Source organism: Roseovarius sp. EL26 (genome assembly GCF_900327775.1).
Taxonomy (GTDB): Bacteria; Pseudomonadota; Alphaproteobacteria; order Rhodobacterales; family Rhodobacteraceae; genus Roseovarius.
The window spans coordinates 42,443-61,152 of the sequence record NZ_OUMZ01000005.1 but is presented as its reverse complement, the minus strand read 5'-3'; the positions used below and the strand labels follow the sequence as shown (position 1 = coordinate 61,152).

The window sequence follows — 18,710 nt, the reverse complement described above, 5'->3', positions numbered from 1 at the left end:
TAGGTCCTTTGAAGCTATCAATAAAAGAGAATACTACTATAGCAGCAATAGACCGGATTTCCCCACCAGAAAAGCCCGAAGGCTTAGCATCCAGTTCCACGCAGCATGACCGCAAGTGTTCGGAACATCACCCGCACATCCGATTTGAACGACATGCTCTTGTAATATAGGTCATCAAACCCTGCGCGTGCCGCGAAAGATGAATTGTTGCGATCAGAAACCTGCCACAACCCTGACAAACCAGGGCGCATGTCGAAATAAGAACTTCCAGGGTACAGGCTTTGTTGATTAGGCATCATTGGGCGTGGTCCCACCAAGCTCATATCGCCAACCAAAACATTCAAAAGCTGTGGCAATTCATCCAAAGATGTTTTGCGGATGCCCGCGCCAAGCGCTGTGACCCGAGGATCAGCAGACAGTTTTTGTTTTTCGTCCCATTCGCGACGTGCTTTTGTGTTACCATCCAGATAACGCACAAGCGCATCATCAGCATCCATAACCATTGTTCGAATTTTCCACATTGTGAAAATGCGGCCATTCCGGCCAACACGCATCTGTTTGTAAAACGGGTTACCGCCATCAAGAGCCGTTAAGATTGCAAGCATCAAAACAACTGGAAGAACGATTGGCGCAGCTATTAGCACAAGAATAATATCGAGAGTGCGCTTGCCAAAATTACGATAAAGCCCACCACGAATATAAGACGAAGCGCGACCTGGAAATAGCTCAATAGCGGCATTTCGGTCAGCTAAAAATTTACTATTTTGAACAGTCATTAAAAATTTTCCTTACACGGCACTACAAAACCTCACTTCACCTAAAAAATAGGAAAGTAAGCACACTTACAGATCGATAACACGGTGGATTATGCCACTTCTAAATATGCACGGCCCCAACTCGATCACTCTTTATCCACAATTTGACCATAGTCATTCACAATTTGAACATAATCGTTATGGCTGGCCACCTCAACAAATTTCAGAAAATTAAGCCTTTTTCCGGCATCACAGGACTGCAAACCCTATCTGATCCTTTATTTGTTTCATTATTTCTCAAAAATAACCCGAACAAACCGCCTTTGTTTCCATTCTGGACCTTAAAAGACCCCAAATTTCCGAATCAAAGCACATCAATTCCCTCGGATTTCGGCTTCTGAGACATATATTTGCCCCCGATATGTCTTCTTATTGCCAACGGCCACCTATATTAGGTAGCGTTGCAAGTGGTACGGGTAGAATGAACCCCGGTGCCCTGCGCAATTTGAAGATCAGCGCCTTAGGCTCCTGCCAGAGCATATATAAATTATACGGAACAAACATAATGAGTGGGCAGGGATCCAGAAACAACCCATTTACGGCGGTCAATCGGCGATTGGCCCGACTATTTGCCCCCAAAAGAGCTGCGACCTATGATCCCCCACCGTGTAACGCCGATGAAACTACGTTTCACAGCAGCCGAAAGCCAAATATACCGCAAATGTATGACAAGTCGAAACAAGCAGTGTACATACTAAGAAAGCAAGAGCTTGTCGACGAAACCGATAGTACTTCGTCAGACTGTAATGATCACTCTCCCAATGTTGGGACCATACGGCAAGACAACAGCATGAACAGTTCCCTGGCTATATATGCCGAGCATTTCAATCTGAACATGCGCCCCTTTTCTCTACTACCAGACCCCGATTTTATGTTCTGGTCAGTTGAGCACCGCCGCGCCTATACCATGCTGGAATATGGCATTGTGACCTGCGCCCCGATCACCCTAATCACCGGTGAGGTGGGGTCCGGCAAGACCACCTTGTTGAGGCATTTACTCAATAATATCGAAATTGGTATCAAGATTGGCCTTGTATCAAACGCCCATGGGTCGCGCGGCGAACTGCTTAGGTGGGTTTTGATGTCGCTCGACCAAAGTGCCCCAAAGGATGCAACCTATGTTGATCTGTTTGAGCAATTTCAGTCATACTTGATTCAGGAATACGCCCAAGGCAACAGAGTTGTCATCATTTTTGATGAAGCGCAAAATCTTAGCCGCGAGTCGCTTGAAGAACTCCGCATGTTTACCAATATCAATGCAAACAAAGATGAGCTGATTCAATTAGTATTAGTGGGCCAACCTGAATTGCGGGATATGATCCGCCGGCCCGATCTCAAACAATTCGCACAGCGCGTGGCTGCAAATTTCCATCTGGGATCAATGGACGCTTCCGCTGTGCAAGCTTACATCGGTCACCGCTTGCATCGGGCCGGGGCCACTAAGAATCTATTCAACAGACATGCCTGCAACTTGATTTTCGAACAAACTCAGGGTGTGCCACGCCTAATAAACCAGTTATGTGACCTATCAATGGTCTATGCATTCACCAATAACCAGAAAACGGTTACGGAACGCACAGTGCAACAAGTGCTTGATGACGGTGCTTTCTTCTGCGCAGGTGCATTCGATACGAAAGATGACGTTTTAGAATGATTGAAGATACCAAATTCTATGTTTCTTTATTTTTGCGCCGGCTGCACTATTTCCTGGTCGTAGCGCTGGCTATTTCCACCATGGGGCTCACTGTCGCCTACACCTTACCTCCTGTGTATGAGGCCGAAGCCCAACTTCTGGTCGAATCCCCTCAGATTCCGGGAAACCTTGCGACCTCTACCGTCGAAGCTGACACATCGGAAATCTTACAGATTATCAAACGCCGCATCCTCACGCGGGCGAATATTTTGGAAATTGCGCGCGACTTTGATGTGTACGAAGATCAGCCAGGTATTTCTGCGGACTCAATTGTCGAGGATATGCGTCGTCGTATTGGCATGAGCCTGCCGCGCAATCGTACAGGGGCTTCTTTTGTCATCGTTTCATTCGAAGCCGATAATGGCTTGCTCTCTGCGCAGGTCACCAATGAAGTCGTGACCAGAATTCTAGAAGAAAATGTCTCGATGCGTCAGGCAGCCAGCGGGCAAACTCTGGAATTTTTCAAACGTGAAGTGGCCCGGCTGGATCAGGGATTAGCTGATCAGGGGCAGGAGATACTTCAATTCCAATTGCAGAACAAAGATGCGCTACCAGATAGCCTGAACTTTCGGCGCACACGACTATCGGCTGTTCAGGAACGCAAACTGCAGATCGATCGAGAGCTGGTCAGCCTGCGGGACCGGCGCACTCGCCTTAAGGATTTGTTCGAGCTAACAGGGGAAACTCTGCCGCAAGACGACGCGTTAACTCCAGATGAACGCCGACTAAAGGCACTGCAAGATCAGCTTGCTTCAGCTTTGGCGATCTATTCAGATCAAAACCCCAAAATCCGCCATCTCCGCAAGCAACTTGAGGTTATGGAAGCACGAGTGGCGCGGCAGGCCAACTCTGCTAATGGTGGGATCGAAAAATTATCGCCTTTCGAGCTACAGATGGCCGACATAGAGGGGCAGATTGTTTTCCAGTTAGAACAGTTAGCCAATGTTGAAAGCGAACTGCTTGAACTTGAGAAGAGCATTGATGATACCCCGGCAAACGCAGTGACGCTTGGGGTTTTTGAACGCGACTATGCAAACTTGCGCATTCAGTACAATCAGGCCACCGCCGATCTTGCTGCCGCTCGTACAGGCGACCAAATCGAAGCACAGTCACGTGGACAACGTATCTCCGTGATCGAACAGGCGGTCCCTCCTAGAGAGCCCACAGACCCCGACCGCAAAAAGATTGCTATCGCCGGTATCGGAGGAGGTATCATGGCGGGGCTGGGGCTGATTGCATTGCTCGAGCTTATGAACAGCTCAATCCGCCGGCCTGCGGACTTATCAAACAAGTTGGGTATCACGCCATTTGTAACGATCCCCTACATCAGAACACGTCGGCAGGTTCTAATGCGCCGCACCATAATATTTTCAGCGCTAATCATCGTGATCGCCGGCATCCCAACCTGCCTCTTTTTATTGCATACATATTACCTGCCAATGGATATGTTGATCGAAAAGGCTATTAATAAATCTGGCCTGGGCAGCATCCTTGACCAACTTGAACTAAGATAAGATTGAAGAGGCAATACTAATGGAACGCATTCAATCTGCCATCGAGAAGGCTCGTAAGTCCCGAAGCCAACAGGCACCGGACACCGAGACCCCAACCACACGCGACCCTGCGGTTGTTGCGAATCTGCCCAAACCTGCGCTCAATGTAAGCGATGCTGAGACCACGTTGTGGCAAGCGTTAGAACCCTTCCATCCAGATTTTGCTCACCTTGAGCGCAATCGGATTTTGGTCGGCGATTCCAGCCACCATGCCGCTCCCTATGACATTTTGCGCACCAAATTATTACAGCAAATGCGCAAGCACAACTGGCGCCGGGTGGCCATCACATCGCATGGACCTAGCAACGGTAAAAGCATGACAACCATGAACTTAGCGTTCAGTCTGGCCAAACAGACCGATCTTCGAGTCATGGTGATCGAGCTGGATATGCGTCGTCCGGTCTTTTCCAAGATATTGGGAGTGGAAAATAGGATTCAGTTTTCGCAGGTTCTGTCTGGTAAAGAATCCATTGAAGGGCACATGCTGCGCTATGGTGATAATCTGGCCATCACGATGAACCAATCCAGTATTCGAAACTCCGCTGAAATGCTACAAGGCGTCACTGCAGCGCGTATTCTGGATGACATTGAAGCCCGGTATAAACCTGACCTCATGATTTTTGACACCCCCCCCCTGATGGTCAGTGACGACACGCTGGCATTCCTTGATCAGGTGGACTGCGCATTGTTTGTGGCAGAGGCTGAAAAGACAACGCCCGACAATGTGGACAAAGCTGAGCGCGAGCTGGCATCGCGAACCAATGTGTTGGGCGTGATTCTAAACAAGTGCCGATATATGGGTCATAGTGAGAACTATGGCTACTATTACGGCAACTGATTCCTGATTGCGGCGCGCCTTTTAATTAAGAACCGCTACAAAGCAAGCAGAATTTCGCCATCTCTATAGGCATTTCGGCACCAAGCCGCGTATATCCTAATGGGTATTACGCCTCAAATTCTTGCTGAATAATTTCCAAAACAGCCGCGCTTTAAAGATAATCGATTTACGCGGATATTCAAAATATACCTCAATAACAAGTTGAAAAACATTAATAATACTGAGTCAGTTTGGCCAAAAACAACCGATATACATGGCCATAACAACAAACAGAACAGTGCTTTCAATCTTCAACTTGCGTCACGCTTTCTCCTTATTTGGGTCCCAAAACCACCTATAAATAAAACAAGTCTTCCCTCCGGAAATCTAGTAAAGGATCAACAAAATCTGGCTTTCAGGAAACATTGAAATGAATTCTCAGCAATTGTTTCGCAAGTCAAAAATGCACGCGCCCTGCTCGCCTCACATCACAACAACCACCCTATGCGGGCGGTTAGTGTAAACCGGAGTTCATTCCTCAATGACCATCTATGACGCCTCCACTCAGGCACTAGGAAACGACAATCCGACCGTTGCCTTCAATCTGACCACAACAGGAAGCCACAGCACGCAGCTTCCTTTTCTTGATCTCATGAAATCCTCACGGGATTGGTTAGGACACGCCCACAAAGATTGGGGGGCTATGTCCACTGCCAAATTAAGAGAGGGTGGATATCTTGATGAAAACGGCTGGGTTAAAGAAATCCCAGATGGCATGGTCGAAGTTGGCACCATTTGGAATTGGTCCGATAGTTATGGCATTGGCGATGAACTGGATGTGTTTGTCCTCACTTATGAAGGTGAAGGCAACATAGATGTTGATGGCAATGGGGTTAAAATTCTGTCTCAGGAAGACGGGAAAATTGTCTTTAGTTATGCAGGAGGCCCCTTAGGTCCAAACATTACAGAAACCGACCCGAATGGTACGGGTAACTATATTCGAAATGTCTCAGTGGTGCATCAAGACAATGTAGAGCTGCATGAAGCAGGCGCCCTCTTTAACCCTGAATGGTTGGAAATTGTTGCGGACTCACGGCAGTTTCGTTTCATGGGGTGGACCAACACCAACAGACCCACCATTGAAACGTGGGAAGAATATCCCACGATAGATTCTGCAAACTGGAATACTGTACCCGTCGAAGTCATGGTTCGGCTCGCAAACGAGGCTGGCGTCGACCCTTGGTTCAACATGCCACACATCGTTGATGACAATTTCATTCGTGAATTTGCGGAATACGTTCGTGATAATCTTGATCCAAATCTAACCGTCCGTGTTGAATGGTCAAATGAAGTTTGGAACAATGCTTTTGCTGCCTCAAAATGGGCCCATGCTCAAGGGGAAGCCGAATGGGGTAAAACCGGTTACGATGTACTCCTTAATTATCAAGCCAAGCGCGCCACTGAAGTCGCCTTGATTTGGGAAGAGGTGTTTGCGCAATCCGACACCAGCCCTGAGCTTGTGAATGTTATGGGGTCTCGCCCCGGTGGTGAATTCAGCAACGAGCAGGTTCTGACCGCTCCGCTTTGGGAGGCCAACGACCCGGATGGCTATGTTGCCCCCCACACCGTGTTCGATGAATTGTCAGTTACAACATACTTTGGCCAATACACCGTCACCAACGAAGATCAACGCCTAGAATTAATTGAGAAAATTCAGGACCCGAGCATCGATGCAACCGCATGGCTTGGTGAAAAGCTTCTTGATCCGGAATACTCAGGCTCACTGCCGAGGATCATACCTGGCTTGCTGGAGTCAAAGGCAATCGCAGATAAATATGGAGTCGCGCTGACCGCTTATGAAGGTGGGCAGCACGTTCATCACAGCTTTGCCGTCAGAGGGCTCACTAAAGAACAACAGGAAATTTTGAATGATTTTCTGGCTGACTTTGTCAGAAGCCCGGAGATGGCTGTCCTTTACGAACAGCTTTATGACATATGGGCTGAAATTTCTGATAGCCCGTTTATGCAATTCGGTGACGTTGGCATAAGCAACAAGTATGGCTCCTGGACGCTGCTGACCCATTTGGCCGACACCAACCCACGTGCTGAGTTCCTGCTCGATAAGCTGCACAATGATCGCGCATGGTGGGATGACACCGGCAACGAGGCTTATCTGCAGGGTAAATACGAACGGGGCACCGACGGCAACGACCAAATCATCGGAACCGACGCTGAGGATTTCCTCTCTGGCGGCGCGGGTGATGATGAGTTTTATGCTGCAAAAGGCCGTGACGGTGTCAATGGTGGCGCAGGGACTGACCGGCTGTTTCTCGCAGGTAATCGATCAGAATACACCATCACTGCCGATGGTGACGGGCACATAGTCTCGGGCCCGGATGGTGAAAAGTTCGTCATCAATATCGAAAACTTCGTCTTCCGCGATGGTGAAATCGTTTCACTTGCCGACTTCTTGAGCGGCAATCCTGGAACGACGACGGATATTCCCGAAGAAGAAACCGATACAACCGACCAAACGGATACAGGTGATTCATCTGACGGCGGCGAAGGATCCCAAACAGACAACGGATCAGGCTCTGGTGATGGGTCCCAAACAGACAACGGATCGAGCACTGGTGATGGTGACGGATCCCAAACCGATGGTGGTGGTGCCACAACGGACCCCAATGAAGACCAATCGTCAAACAACCAGAATCAAGACGAAACGCAAGATGCCAATGCAAATCCAACACCAACCACTCCCCAAGATGGAAGCAATTCAAATACCAACCCGCCTTCCACTGAGGATACCGCAGAGAATGAAACTAATCTCTGGCGCGCATCCGAAGCATTTGATGCCCTCTCTAAAGGCATCGCTATCGTTGCCATCAACAGCCACAGCCAGCTCGGAAAAGAGCTCAGCTTGAATGTTAAAGATGGGCCATCATCCGGGTATATCGCCTACGAACACGGCAGCACCGCGAGCTACACCGCGGACAACGGTGAAAACGTCACGGTCGGAACAAATTACTACGCTCTGAACGCTAACACTGACGGTAAAAATGGTGCGCAAATTTCAGATACGGCAATTGAAACGGCCAATCAATTTGGTGAAATCATTCTTGCCCCAGACGCGATCCACGCCACGGAGCTAAATGATAGGTTCATCGGGCGCAGAGCCGATGATGTCGTTTACGGCGAGGCTGGTAATGATCTCCTCGTCGGTAAAAGAGGCAATGATACCCTAGATGGCGGCGCCGACAATGACAGGCTTGTTGGCGGGAAAGGGAATGATGAGATCACCGGTGGATCGGGCAACGATCGCTTTTACTTTTCTGCTGGAGATGGACAAGATGTCATTACCGATTTCGAGCACAATGACAGTCTAGAATTGGCCGGCTATTTCGCAAATGGGGATGCACTATCCAGCGAACACACAAGCCAAGACAATGATGGGAATGCAGTTATCTCAAATGGGGCAGACAGCATTACATTGCTTGGCTTGAGCGAAACTGAATTAGATGGCTGGTTATCAATCGCATAAAGCGCGTTCCAAAAATGTAAAAGAGGGCCAACTGGCCCTCTTTTTTTAACTATGCTTCTGAAATAATCAGGCTTAGCTTTTTTTGCGGCGCATGACGCCAATACCACCAAGCGCAGTCAGCAAAAGCAGACCACCTGCTGGCAGAGGTACGATTGAGATTCTGATGGCTAAATCGTCAAAATCGCCATCTCCCAAACCATCAGCAAATAGCGCTACAACGCTTTTGCCGTCCGAAGAAATCTCTGAGAAACCAATTCTCAGGCCAGTGGCCGAGGCCCCTGTTTCTCCGTTTTGGACAAACTCTCCACCATCAGTCAAATCCCTGAAGAGGAATGCAACAAATCCGGCCAAGCCACCTTTGAACGTGGCTGTGTCGCCTATCGACGCTGCGTCAGGGCCTTTGTTAATGAAAAGCGTATCCCCCATTGCAAGTTCAACAGCTTCGTTAAGATGTCCCGCTTCGGAACCAAGATATGTGACTTCAAAAGTTACATTGTCGGCATCTACGGATAGCCCACCTACACCGATGTCTTTACCCACAGTCGTGATTGTATCACCGACGGAAAGACCAGTGGCTCCCAAATCACCTGCGGAAAATCCTGTGGGGCCACCTGGAAGAATTGCGGTATCCGTGTCACCACTAAAGCTTAGGCTAGCTGCTGTCGCTGATCCTGCGATCATTAACGCGGAAACAGCTGCACTCGCGAAAAGTTTAATATTCATATTAGCTACCTTCTCAAACAACATGTTTGCTTATTACAGACGGATACACTGTACATGATCACCCAACGTCAACCAAAAGAAAAACTTAATTGGAACACATTTACGCCATTAATTCCCGCAAATGGAGCAAAATTTGCACCAAAAAACACCCTAGAGATGCACTTTCGGACATCAGTGACAGCTGATATTTTCTAAATTTGATGAAATATTACGAGAGCGCCCAAATTGTTTCCCTAAAAGAAACCATTTGATTCGCGAGGAGTAGAAGGGTTTCGGACGCTTATCAGCGCTTATCGTTGAGGTTCCGCATCGCCACTCACGGCGGGGCCGTTTACGAATTGAGATATAGTTGTCAGTAGGACAACCGTCATAACCATCGCAACACCACAGCAAACATAGATGAGAAACGCAAACCCAAAAGATGCACCAGATAATAATACCGATACCGCTGCAGTTAAGCCAATCAAAGCGGACAAAAATACGATACCAACCATAGTGTCTTTCCTTACATAGGGCACCACACGCATCTATGACCGCATGGATTGCCTTTGCCGTTCTTGCGATCTTCTCCATTATTTACGGCAACAATTAGGCGAAACCATGCGGTCCAGACACAATTCACCCTTTTTCTAAACCTATGATGTCTTGGCGTTGTACCCCTCCGACGCTAGGTAAAAACACCTTCGCAAACGTCGGAACATGTTGCACAAAGATCACGTTGCTCCTGTCGAAAACCTGTCGCGAGCAACATTTTTTGCGAATCTGCGCAATAGCTGCATTAACATGGACGTCCTAAAGTCATATCCCATTCTAACGTGAAGCCTATAAAACCATGATTATAAAACGGATTATCACGCTCTTATTCGCACTGACCCTGCTGCCTATCTTTGCGGGCGAAGGATCTGCACAAGAAAGTTACCGCATCAAACCCGGTGACATCATTCGAATAGAAGTCCTGGAAGACAGCAGCATCAACCGCGATGCCTTGGTATTGCCAGACGGCCGCGTTTCAGTGCCACTGGCTGGCACCGTACAAGCCGGAGGCCGAACCTTGGGTCAGGTCAAAAACAGCATCACAACTGAGCTGTCACCAAACTTCGCCAGTGCGCCCACCGTTTTTGTATCACTTGCGCGCCTTGCAGAACCCGAACTTGCCTTCCCATCCGCAGGTGCGGCTGACGCAGAGCCCACAATTCCAATCTATATTTTGGGCCAGGTTAGCAGCCCAGGAAAAGTAGAAGTGGCTGAAGGCACAACCTTACTGCAATTGCTGGCAGAAATCGGTGGTTTTTCTAGATTTGCAGCTAAGAAACGTGTACAATTACGCCGCAGAGACGCAACAGGCAAAGAGCGTGTGTACAACGTTAACTATAATAACATCCTTGCAGGCCGTTCCAATATCGGGATGACCGTCATGGCCCCAGGTGATGTGATAATCGTACCGGAAAGACGCCTGTTCGAATAATATAACGAACGAGAGAGCAGTGAAAATCAGGCCCCTTTTCCCCCTCGCGCTTGCGGGCATTTCAGGCTGGATCAGCTACCCGCTGATTGCGCAGGAAGCTAATCCAATTTCAGCGACCTTGGATTTAAGTCAACGTTTTGAGAGCGGTGACAACCTTGCACTTGATATACCAAGTGAAGGCAGCACCAATCTTTCAACAACCGCCCTAACCTTTAATCTGAATTCGCAAACCAGTACGCAAGCATTGAGTTTTTCTGCTGGTGGATTGCTGCGGTTAGGGGATCTACCCAGCAGCTCTGACGCTGAAACGGGTTTCGGAGAACCAAATCTGCGGCTCGGATACGACAGGAACACCGGGAATGCAGCATTATCCTTCGACACATTCTTCCGCCAATCTGAGGTCGGGTTTCTGCGTCCACTGCAGGATTTCGCCGATGGTGAAGGCAATATCGTCTTACCCCCAGACTTCAACGAGTTGAACGGCACCGGGACACGAAACAGTTATGGATTTTCCACCTCGGTGGAAGTTGGACAAAATGCTCCCCTTGGCCTCATTTTTGACGCCAGCTCCAGTGCGATTACCTACGATGATGTGAGCTCAGGTACTCTTGACGACAGCTGGCGTGCCGCAACGGGTGTCACCACCCTGCTCAGAGTTTCCGAGGTGGTAACCGGGCGTCTGGAGCTCGACTATGATCGCTTCGAAGAAGACAATTCAGAAGACACAGAACGTGACACATATTCGGCATTGGCCGGCGTCACATATGACGTCAGTGCAATCACCACACTGGATTTTGGCCTAGGCTACGAAGAAATTGTAACCCGCGAAAACTCAGGAACAGAAACCGAAGAAGGCCCGATCGGGCAGATCGGCTGGAATCGCATCATGCCGAATGGAACGGCTGATGCTTCTTTGGAGTCTAGTCGAGATCAAAGTGGCCAGCGCTATACGTTGCAAGCAGGGCGAAGCCTGAACTTCGCTTTGGGTCAGGAGCTGTCGACATCGATTGGTGTCACAACATTGGATGGCGATGACCCTAACCTCATTGGAAGCATAGACTTCCTTCGGGAACTCGACAGCAGCAGGTTACGGTTCATTTTGAACCGCCGTGTCAGAACCGATAGTGAGGATGAAGAACGTCTGACGACACGTCTTGGGGTTACCTATGACCACGACATCAATTCCATTTCCGGCCTTGGCTTCGATTTCGGATTTTCTCTGGCCGAGGGCAATGCGACCTCAAATGAGGTTGAGCGCACCTCGTTCGACGTCAGTTACCGACGCTCACTGACAGAACAATGGTTCATGCGCACAGGTGTCTCTTATGAATACCGTGATGAAGAAAACCTTGGCAATGCCGATTCAACATCCGTGTTTCTGTCGTTGAACCGAACATTCGATTTGCTGAATTGACCTTTCCGATGGCCACCACCTTGTCAAACTGACAAGAACCTGTTTTGCACGATATCATGCATCAACCGTCAAGCCATTCTAAGACCATGCCTGCCATTCTCTGGATCATGGTCTTGGCTTGCACTGTGCCCGAGGCGCTTTTAATCGGGGCAGATCTGGGGGCGTGGGGCACAATTCGTTGGCGACCCGATAGTTATGCTTACGGGGCCTTTTGGGCGGGCTTGCTGCATGGATGGCTGCCAAACTACCCACTTCAACCCTATGTTATGTTTGTCAGCTATGCGTTTTTGCACGCTGGGTTGTGGCATCTTGTGGTCAATATGATTGTACTGGTCTCACTGGGGCGCCACATTATCGGCCAGATAGGGGCTTGGTGGTTTATAGTTTTTTATATGCTTTGTGTCCTTGGTGGCGCGTTAGCTTTCGCCGCTTTGACGAATACGCTGCAGCCAATGGTTGGCGCTTCAGGCGCCCTGTTTGGTCTGGTCGCCGCCGCGCTTATTTGGAATAGGCGTGGCGTTTCACCTCACCATCCCCTCTCATTCAGCACCATTGCTTGGGCGACTGCGCTCATGATCGTTCTGAATCTGGGAAGCTACTTGCTCGCATCAGGACATTTGGCATGGGAAACGCATCTGGGCGGCACGATTGTCGGCCTGACCTTGGCACCGTTTTTTCGAAACTCATAATGTCCCTTCAGCCGCTGCATACGCCGCAGAGTGGCAGTGTTTGCCAGAATCCGAAATTCAATCTAAGGTAGAATTCATTACACTTACACCTTCATATTGAGGTCGCGATGATTTCTGTAAGCAATATTCACGCCCAGCAGTATGAAACCACCAGAAAGATTTCATGTGATGTTTCCAGCAAGGATCTTCCTGAATATTTGGTCTTTGATGGTGAAACCAATCAGCCCTTAAATGCCCCGGCCTATCTTTGCGACTGGATCGCTATCGCCTTACTTTATCCTGCAATGCTGCGAGGGGCGCCCCTGCATATTGAAGGGCCGATATCACCGACATTACTGTTCAATCTGAACAACGACATTCAAGATCTGCTACGCCATTTCAATCCTGCGCTTTTCAAAATTCAAATTACAGCTCTCCCAGCGGGCATGACGTCTTCCAAACCGGGCACTGATACCGGTTCGGGGTTTTCTGCTGGGGTTGATTCCTTCGCCACACTAGCCGTTCATACCAGCGGCGACACAGCACCGTTTTACCAGTTAAGCAGCCTGTCCACCTTCAACGTCGGAGCCATGGGGCCCGTGGCGGGTAGCGCTGCGATTTATCAACGTTATTGTCAGCGCGTTCAAAAATTCGCCACACAATCCGGGCTGAACTGGACGACCGTAAACAGCAACCTTTCTGATTTCTACGTCGAAGCCGACGCCAATTTCATCCGCACAAGCACATTACGCAACATAGCTGCTGTTTTGTTCTTTCAGGATCTGCACAAATGTTATCTCTATTCTTCCAGCTACTCTTACTCACACACCAACCAATCACACGCAGAAATCACCTATTACGAATCCATCCTGCTCCCCTTGCTATCGACTGAAAACATCGTCTTCACGCTTGCATGTGCTGGGTTGGAACGGTCCCAGAAAATTGCAAAAGTCGCGGCCTATCCCCCATCCCGGCACTTATTGGATGTCTGCGTTTCACCAACAGAAACACGGGACACCATACAGAAAAACAATTGCTCGCAGTGCCGCAAATGCACCCGAACCATGTTGAACCTGGATATACTAGGCGTGTTAGAGGACTTTTCTGACGTCTTCGATCTGGAATACTTCCGTGCAAACCGCGAGGCGATCATCAAACAATGCGCTATCGGCGCCCTTAAGCGCCTCCCCTTGGACAGTGATGTGATCCAGCTGATGCGTGCCGCGGGTCATGACGCACGATTGCCCCTGTTTGATCGGGTGAAACTCAATTCCCGCAAAGCCAAAGCAAAATTGCGCGCGGCACTTTCCATGTCATCATGAAGCGATTGCCGCGCGGTTGATTTAATGAAACCCTTTGCGATTCCGGCTAACGGTCTCTGTTTGCTCGCCCTGCTCTACGGTGCCACCGTCGGTCGGGTCATCAGCAACCAAAGGATGACCACGCCCTAACGCCACCTGAAGTTCAATGTAGCCTGCCGCAATGTCACGCTGGCTTTGTGCCAGTGACGTGCGCGACGCAGCCAAGGAACGTTCCCGGTCCAAGACGTCCAAAACTGTAATATTGCCTCCGCTGGAGACCAGTTCACGTGACAGTTTAAGCGACTCTTGGTCAAGATTGACCGTCCGTTGCGCCGCCCGTGCAGCCCGTTTTGAAGAGCCCAACAATGCTTGGGCATTCTCTACTTCCTCTACGGCGCGCAATACTGCGGTACGCCATTGCAGATAAGCTTGTGTGGCCCGCGCGTCAGCCGCATCAACCTCAGCAGCCAGCGCTGGTTGAGAAAAAACAGGTAACACCAGCCCAGCCAAGAATGTATCTACCGGGCGCGCCACGCCATTAAGCGGATTTGAAATGATACCACTGAGACTCAAACTCGGGTAGCGGGCGGCATTTGCCGCACTCATGTCCGACAATGCTGCTGCATACTGCCGTTCGGCTCGTTGGATGTCCGGGCGTGCGCGTAATAGATCTGCAGGCACTCCAGGATCTGTGACGCCCTGCGGCAACGGCTGCCTTCCCTGATACCCAAGATCGACATTCAGCATGCCAATTGGACGACCCAGCAAGGTAGACAGGCGATTGCGCTGCCGGATGATGTTCGTTTCGATCAGAGGAATTTCTGATTGCGTTTCTGCCAACAAAGATTGTGCGCGCAGAAGGTCCAGCTTTGTCGCTTCACCTGCCTCGACCTGTTTATTGATATCATTGGTGGTTTTCTGACGTGATGCGAGATCCTGCTCGCGTCGTTTGCGCGTGGTTTGGAAAAACCTCAGATCTGTATAGGCATTTGAAATCTCGGATAAGACTGCACGACGGGCTTCCAGCTCGTTTTTCTCTGCAGCTTGCAACCGGGCCTCGGCTGCAGCCCTCCGGTGCCCGGCTTCATTGGCCAGATTCACCCGGGCCCCGATGGTGGTTTCAATACGGTCAGAACCCGGCTTACTGCCGCTGAATTCAACCTCAGCGTCACCGGTGACGGCCACACTGGCGCCACGCAAGCCGGCCTCGGCTTCTTTTAAACGGGCCTGTGCCTCGGCAATTGACAGGTTGTCTGCCAATCCGCGCGCAATCAAACCATCCAATACCGGGTCATTGAAATTTCGCCACCATTCCAGATCCGCCCGCGACGGTGCCTTGACCGGTGCCATAACGTTATAAACATCTGGCAAATCAATTTCGGGTTCCCGATATTGTGCCATGTCCCCACAAGCCGTCAACGCGGCCCAAAACGGAATCCACTTGAAATATTTCATTGAGCTCTGCTCTCAAACTGCCTCATGCGTCCGGCGCGGCCACATCTGACGGTGGCCTACAGCACAAACACTTTCCCAAACGTAACATGCCAATTGCGAAAAACATAATTTTTCCACAATTTAACACCACTTCAACAGCAGCTGTTGTAAACTTGCGGCACCCTTCGCAGGTCTTATTCGCGGAATGCGCGACTGAAAAATCCGGTCATCGGTTCCATCAGATAGGCAAGTGCAGATCGCTCAGAGGTCTGGATGAAGGTGTCCACAGGCATGCCCGGCAGTAATTTTTCATCACCAAGCTTGGCCAGTTCTTCCTCAAAAGGCATGATTTCAGCGTTATAGTAATTCTGCCCGGTTGTTTCATCCTGAACGACATCGGCCGACACTCGTGTCACCGCGCCTCGCAGTTCCGGAACTTCACTTTGATCAAGACCCGGAAAGCGCAGTGAGGCCTCCTGCCCTACGTAGACATTAGTGACGTCAACCGCTTCTACCCGGGTTGAGACAATCAGATCCTGATCTTGTGGAATAATATACAACAGCGGCTCTGCTGCGCGCACAACGGATTGCTCGGCAAAAACCTGCAGACTATAAATCACGCCATCCATTGGTGCACGAATATCCAACCGTGATAGCGTGTCTTCCAGATCCAGTCGGCGCTCGACAAGTTCGATCTCGCGGAACTGCAAATCACGCAGCGTGGTCACCGCCTCTTCGCGACGGCGGGTATCAAGCTGCAGCAATGCAATGTCATTGCTGGCCGCCTGCCCCCTCAACTCTGCAGTTTCAGCCTCTAACCGGCCAACCTGCCCCATCAAATCTGCATGTTCACGCTTGAGCTCATTCACTCGTGACGCGCGCGCCAATTGGTTTTTCAGCAACTCTTTCTGGCTATCAAGTTCGGTTTGCACCAATTCCACTTGCACCTGCAGCGCCTCTAACTGCGCATGAATGCCTTCAATACGCTTGTCGATCTGATTGTTTTGTTCATTTAGCAGCCGAGCTTCTTGTTGCAGGCTTTGTTGGCGCGCTTCAAATAGGGTCTGCTCTCCCTGCACCATACCCGCGATTTCCTCACTGCGCCCCGCCAATTCCAATAGCTTGGCCGAGAATTGAATATCAGGTACTGCATCCCGCTCAGCCTGAAGCCGGGCTTTGCGCGTCGCAATCTCATGAAGCTGACCATTCACAATCGCCAGTTCTGAGCGCAATTGCCTACCATCCAGCCGGATCAGAATATCGCCCTTGCGCACTGTGTCGCTTTCATCGATCAAGATGGCACCAACCACGCCACCATCAGGGTGTTGCACCACCTGACGATTGGTCTCGACCTCGATCATTCCCTGACTCACAACCGCTCCAGACAGCCGGGCTTTGATGCTCCACAGACCCAACCCGCCGATCAGCGCGATCAAGGCTATCGTCCCCGCAACCAGCGGACCTGTGGCACGCCAATCTTTTACTGGATCTGGTTCCTGAATGCTCAAGTCGCCACCTTATTCTTCAACGTTTTACGCAGTGGCTCAACATTTTTGAGCTTCTTCTGCATCACTTCATCCCGAGGGCCAAAGGCAGTAATCACGCCTTTCTCTACCACCATCAACAAATCACATTCGGCAATCGCTGCGGGCCGGTGCGTCATCAAAATAATCGATCTGCCTGAGCTTTTGAAATTACGCACAGTTCTGTTCAAGGCCTCTGACCCTTCGGCATCCAGCATCGAATTTGGCTCATCCAAAATCAATAAAACCGGGTCCCCAAACAACGCCCGCGCCAAGGCGATACGTTGGCGTTGCCCACCAGACAACTGGTTTTCATTACCATCCAAATAGCTGTTATAACCCTTAGGTAATTGCATGATCATGTCATGCGCATTGGCCTGTTTGGCCGCTTTCACCACCATCGCGGAATCCGGGTTGGTTGACATCCGGGCGATATTTTCTGCCACGGTTCCAGGGAACAATGAAACCGATTGCGGCAGATAGCCGATATGTGCCCCTAACGCATCAGGGCTGTATTGATCCAGCGTCGCGCCGCCAAGACGGACTTCTCCTGCCACCAAAGGCCAATATCCCATCAACGCCCGCGCCAGGGTCGATTTGCCTGACCCACTGCGCCCAATCACGCCCAAGGCCTCGCCTGCGCGCAGATCAAACGTCACATTCCGCAACGTCGGTATTTTCTGCCCCGGCGGGATCACCGTCATGCTTTTGGTTGCCAATTGCGGGCTTGGTACAGGCAGTTCTGTCAGCGTTGGCCTTGGCGGCACTTTTTGCAAAAAGCGCCCCAGAGATTTCCAACCGCTGCGCGCTCGTTGTATCACCGGCCAACTGCCCATCGATTGCTCAATCGGCGCAAGCGCCCGCCCCATCAGGATGGAGCCAGCAATCATCGATCCGGGCGTCATCTGCCCACGAATAACCAGCAACGCACCAGCACCCAGCATCATTGACTGTAAAAATAAGCGAAACGACTTCGTGAACGAGGTGAAACTACCAGTCCAGTCATTGGCATGCACTGCCTGTGTCAACGCCGCATTGCGCAATGCCACAAACCTGCGTCGCATGTTGCCGGCCAACCCCTGACTTAAGACAATCTCGCTTCCGGCGCGTGCCTGATCCGCAAAGTTATGCGCCTGTTGGCTGGCATTTTGCGCCATGCGCACCTGATCCCCTGTCATCCTTTGATTAATCAGCGCAAGCACAACAATCACCAATCCACCAGCGACAGCCAACCAACCCAATATGGGATGAAACAAAAAGATGGCTGCAATAAAAATAGGTGCCCAAGGAATATCAAAAAGCGCCAACAGTACCGGCGAAATAAACAGGCCCTGCAAAGAATCCAGATCGCGCAGCGCCCCGGATGACGCGGCATGCTCTTGCGGGTCCGAAGATCGGTATAATGTCGCCTCAAACAGGCGGCCATCCAACGTCGCCTGAAACCGCGCGCCAACCCGTGCCATCACCCGACCACGAGCGAAATCCAGCACTGCCATCAACAGGTACAGCGCGCCAACCAAAATGGTCAACGCCGTCAGCGTTTCAATCGATCGTGATGCAAGTACCCGGTCATAGACCTGCAGCATATAAAGCGGCCCGGTCAACATCAGCAGGTTCACGAACACCGAAAACACAAAAGACCATGCCAGCAATCCCAGCCCCTTGCGGCGTGCGGCATGCAGTTCTGGAAAGCCTGACTTCATCTGCTCTTGCATGATTGCTGTTTAACCCTTCGCATTTCGACCAGTGTTACTGGGTATTCT

General features: G+C 50.4%; 14 protein-coding genes. 8 read left to right on the top strand and 6 right to left on the bottom strand.

Annotation, left to right across the window (positions count from 1 at the left end; all coding sequences use genetic code 11):
* Positions 1-83: 83 nt before the first annotated feature.
* Complete coding sequence (locus D9A02_RS02225; protein ID WP_120499350.1) at positions 84-776, bottom strand: sugar transferase; 693 nt, start codon at positions 774-776, stop codon at positions 84-86.
* Between the two features lie 544 nt (positions 777-1,320).
* On the opposite strand from D9A02_RS02225, the gene D9A02_RS02215 reads away from it, so the two are divergent.
* The 4 genes from D9A02_RS02215 to D9A02_RS02200 all read left to right on the top strand — a co-directional run bounded on the left by D9A02_RS02215 (position 1,321) and on the right by D9A02_RS02200 (position 8,419).
* Positions 1,321-2,469 (top strand): ExeA family protein, encoded by a 1,149-nt coding sequence (locus tag D9A02_RS02215; protein WP_254054524.1) that lies wholly within the window; start codon positions 1,321-1,323, stop codon positions 2,467-2,469.
* A complete protein-coding gene (locus tag D9A02_RS02210) occupies positions 2,466-4,022 on the top strand; it encodes a lipopolysaccharide biosynthesis protein (protein ID WP_120499347.1) in 1,557 nt (518 codons plus the stop codon). Before D9A02_RS02215 ends, D9A02_RS02210 begins: the two co-directional genes overlap by 4 nt.
* A gap of 19 nt (positions 4,023-4,041) precedes the next feature.
* The gene (locus tag D9A02_RS02205) at positions 4,042-4,899 is read left to right on the top strand and encodes a CpsD/CapB family tyrosine-protein kinase (RefSeq protein ID WP_120499346.1); all 858 of its coding nucleotides are present in this window, start codon (positions 4,042-4,044) and stop codon (positions 4,897-4,899) included.
* A gap of 520 nt (positions 4,900-5,419) precedes the next feature.
* Positions 5,420-8,419 carry a calcium-binding protein gene (locus tag D9A02_RS02200; RefSeq protein ID WP_120499345.1) on the top strand — a complete coding sequence of 1,000 codons (3,000 nt, stop codon included), beginning with the start codon at positions 5,420-5,422 and terminating at the stop codon, positions 8,417-8,419.
* 72 nt (positions 8,420-8,491) lie between these two features.
* Here the strand turns inward: D9A02_RS02200 and D9A02_RS02195 are convergent, their stop codons facing one another.
* Together D9A02_RS02195 and D9A02_RS02190 are read right to left on the bottom strand one after the other, a co-directional pair.
* Positions 8,492-9,142, bottom strand: coding sequence for a VPLPA-CTERM sorting domain-containing protein (locus D9A02_RS02195; protein WP_162932933.1), 651 nt, complete (start codon positions 9,140-9,142; stop codon positions 8,492-8,494).
* Positions 9,143-9,432: 290 nt separating this feature from the next.
* Positions 9,433-9,636 (bottom strand): hypothetical protein, encoded by a 204-nt coding sequence (locus D9A02_RS02190; protein ID WP_120499343.1) that lies wholly within the window; start codon positions 9,634-9,636, stop codon positions 9,433-9,435.
* A 338-nt stretch (positions 9,637-9,974) separates the two neighbouring features.
* Here D9A02_RS02190 and D9A02_RS02185 point away from each other — a divergent pair, with 338 nt between their 5' ends.
* The 4 genes from D9A02_RS02185 to D9A02_RS02170 all read left to right on the top strand — a co-directional run bounded on the left by D9A02_RS02185 (position 9,975) and on the right by D9A02_RS02170 (position 14,011).
* Positions 9,975-10,607 (top strand): polysaccharide biosynthesis/export family protein, encoded by a 633-nt coding sequence (locus tag D9A02_RS02185; RefSeq protein ID WP_254054523.1) that lies wholly within the window; start codon positions 9,975-9,977, stop codon positions 10,605-10,607.
* A 19-nt stretch (positions 10,608-10,626) separates the two neighbouring features.
* Positions 10,627-12,021, top strand: coding sequence for a hypothetical protein (locus D9A02_RS02180; RefSeq protein ID WP_120499342.1), 1,395 nt, complete (start codon positions 10,627-10,629; stop codon positions 12,019-12,021).
* Between the two features lie 56 nt (positions 12,022-12,077).
* On the top strand, positions 12,078-12,710 hold the full coding sequence (locus D9A02_RS02175; RefSeq protein ID WP_120499341.1) for a rhomboid family intramembrane serine protease: 633 nt from the start codon (positions 12,078-12,080) through the stop codon (positions 12,708-12,710).
* 107 nt (positions 12,711-12,817) lie between these two features.
* Positions 12,818-14,011 carry a hypothetical protein gene (locus tag D9A02_RS02170; protein WP_120499340.1) on the top strand — a complete coding sequence of 398 codons (1,194 nt, stop codon included), beginning with the start codon at positions 12,818-12,820 and terminating at the stop codon, positions 14,009-14,011.
* Between the two features lie 21 nt (positions 14,012-14,032).
* Here the strand turns inward: D9A02_RS02170 and D9A02_RS02165 are convergent, their stop codons facing one another.
* The 3 genes from D9A02_RS02165 to D9A02_RS02155 all read right to left on the bottom strand — a co-directional run bounded on the left by D9A02_RS02165 (position 14,033) and on the right by D9A02_RS02155 (position 18,662).
* Positions 14,033-15,445, bottom strand: coding sequence for an efflux transporter outer membrane subunit (locus tag D9A02_RS02165; protein WP_120499339.1), 1,413 nt, complete (start codon positions 15,443-15,445; stop codon positions 14,033-14,035).
* A gap of 173 nt (positions 15,446-15,618) precedes the next feature.
* On the bottom strand, positions 15,619-16,932 hold the full coding sequence (locus D9A02_RS02160; RefSeq protein WP_120499338.1) for an HlyD family type I secretion periplasmic adaptor subunit: 1,314 nt from the start codon (positions 16,930-16,932) through the stop codon (positions 15,619-15,621).
* Positions 16,929-18,662 carry a type I secretion system permease/ATPase gene (locus D9A02_RS02155; RefSeq protein ID WP_120499337.1) on the bottom strand — a complete coding sequence of 578 codons (1,734 nt, stop codon included), beginning with the start codon at positions 18,660-18,662 and terminating at the stop codon, positions 16,929-16,931. Before D9A02_RS02155 ends, D9A02_RS02160 begins: the two co-directional genes overlap by 4 nt.
* Positions 18,663-18,710: the final 48 nt, after the last annotated feature.

Excerpts from the sequence above, each read along its gene's own strand:
- D9A02_RS02225 (WP_120499350.1), bottom strand. The coding sequence starts at position 776 with ATGACTGTTCAAAATAGTAAATTTTTAGCTGACCGAAATGCCGCTATT.
- D9A02_RS02215 (WP_254054524.1), top strand. The coding sequence starts at position 1,321 with ATGAGTGGGCAGGGATCCAGAAACAACCCATTTACGGCGGTCAATCGG.
- D9A02_RS02210 (WP_120499347.1), top strand. The coding sequence starts at position 2,466 with ATGATTGAAGATACCAAATTCTATGTTTCTTTATTTTTGCGCCGGCTG.
- D9A02_RS02205 (WP_120499346.1), top strand. The coding sequence starts at position 4,042 with ATGGAACGCATTCAATCTGCCATCGAGAAGGCTCGTAAGTCCCGAAGC.
- D9A02_RS02200 (WP_120499345.1), top strand. The coding sequence starts at position 5,420 with ATGACCATCTATGACGCCTCCACTCAGGCACTAGGAAACGACAATCCG.
- D9A02_RS02195 (WP_162932933.1), bottom strand. The coding sequence starts at position 9,142 with ATGAATATTAAACTTTTCGCGAGTGCAGCTGTTTCCGCGTTAATGATC.
- D9A02_RS02190 (WP_120499343.1), bottom strand. The coding sequence starts at position 9,636 with ATGGTTGGTATCGTATTTTTGTCCGCTTTGATTGGCTTAACTGCAGCG.
- D9A02_RS02185 (WP_254054523.1), top strand. The coding sequence starts at position 9,975 with ATGATTATAAAACGGATTATCACGCTCTTATTCGCACTGACCCTGCTG.
- D9A02_RS02175 (WP_120499341.1), top strand. The coding sequence starts at position 12,078 with ATGCATCAACCGTCAAGCCATTCTAAGACCATGCCTGCCATTCTCTGG.
- D9A02_RS02170 (WP_120499340.1), top strand. The coding sequence starts at position 12,818 with ATGATTTCTGTAAGCAATATTCACGCCCAGCAGTATGAAACCACCAGA.
- D9A02_RS02165 (WP_120499339.1), bottom strand. The coding sequence starts at position 15,445 with ATGAAATATTTCAAGTGGATTCCGTTTTGGGCCGCGTTGACGGCTTGT.
- D9A02_RS02155 (WP_120499337.1), bottom strand. The coding sequence starts at position 18,662 with ATGCAAGAGCAGATGAAGTCAGGCTTTCCAGAACTGCATGCCGCACGC.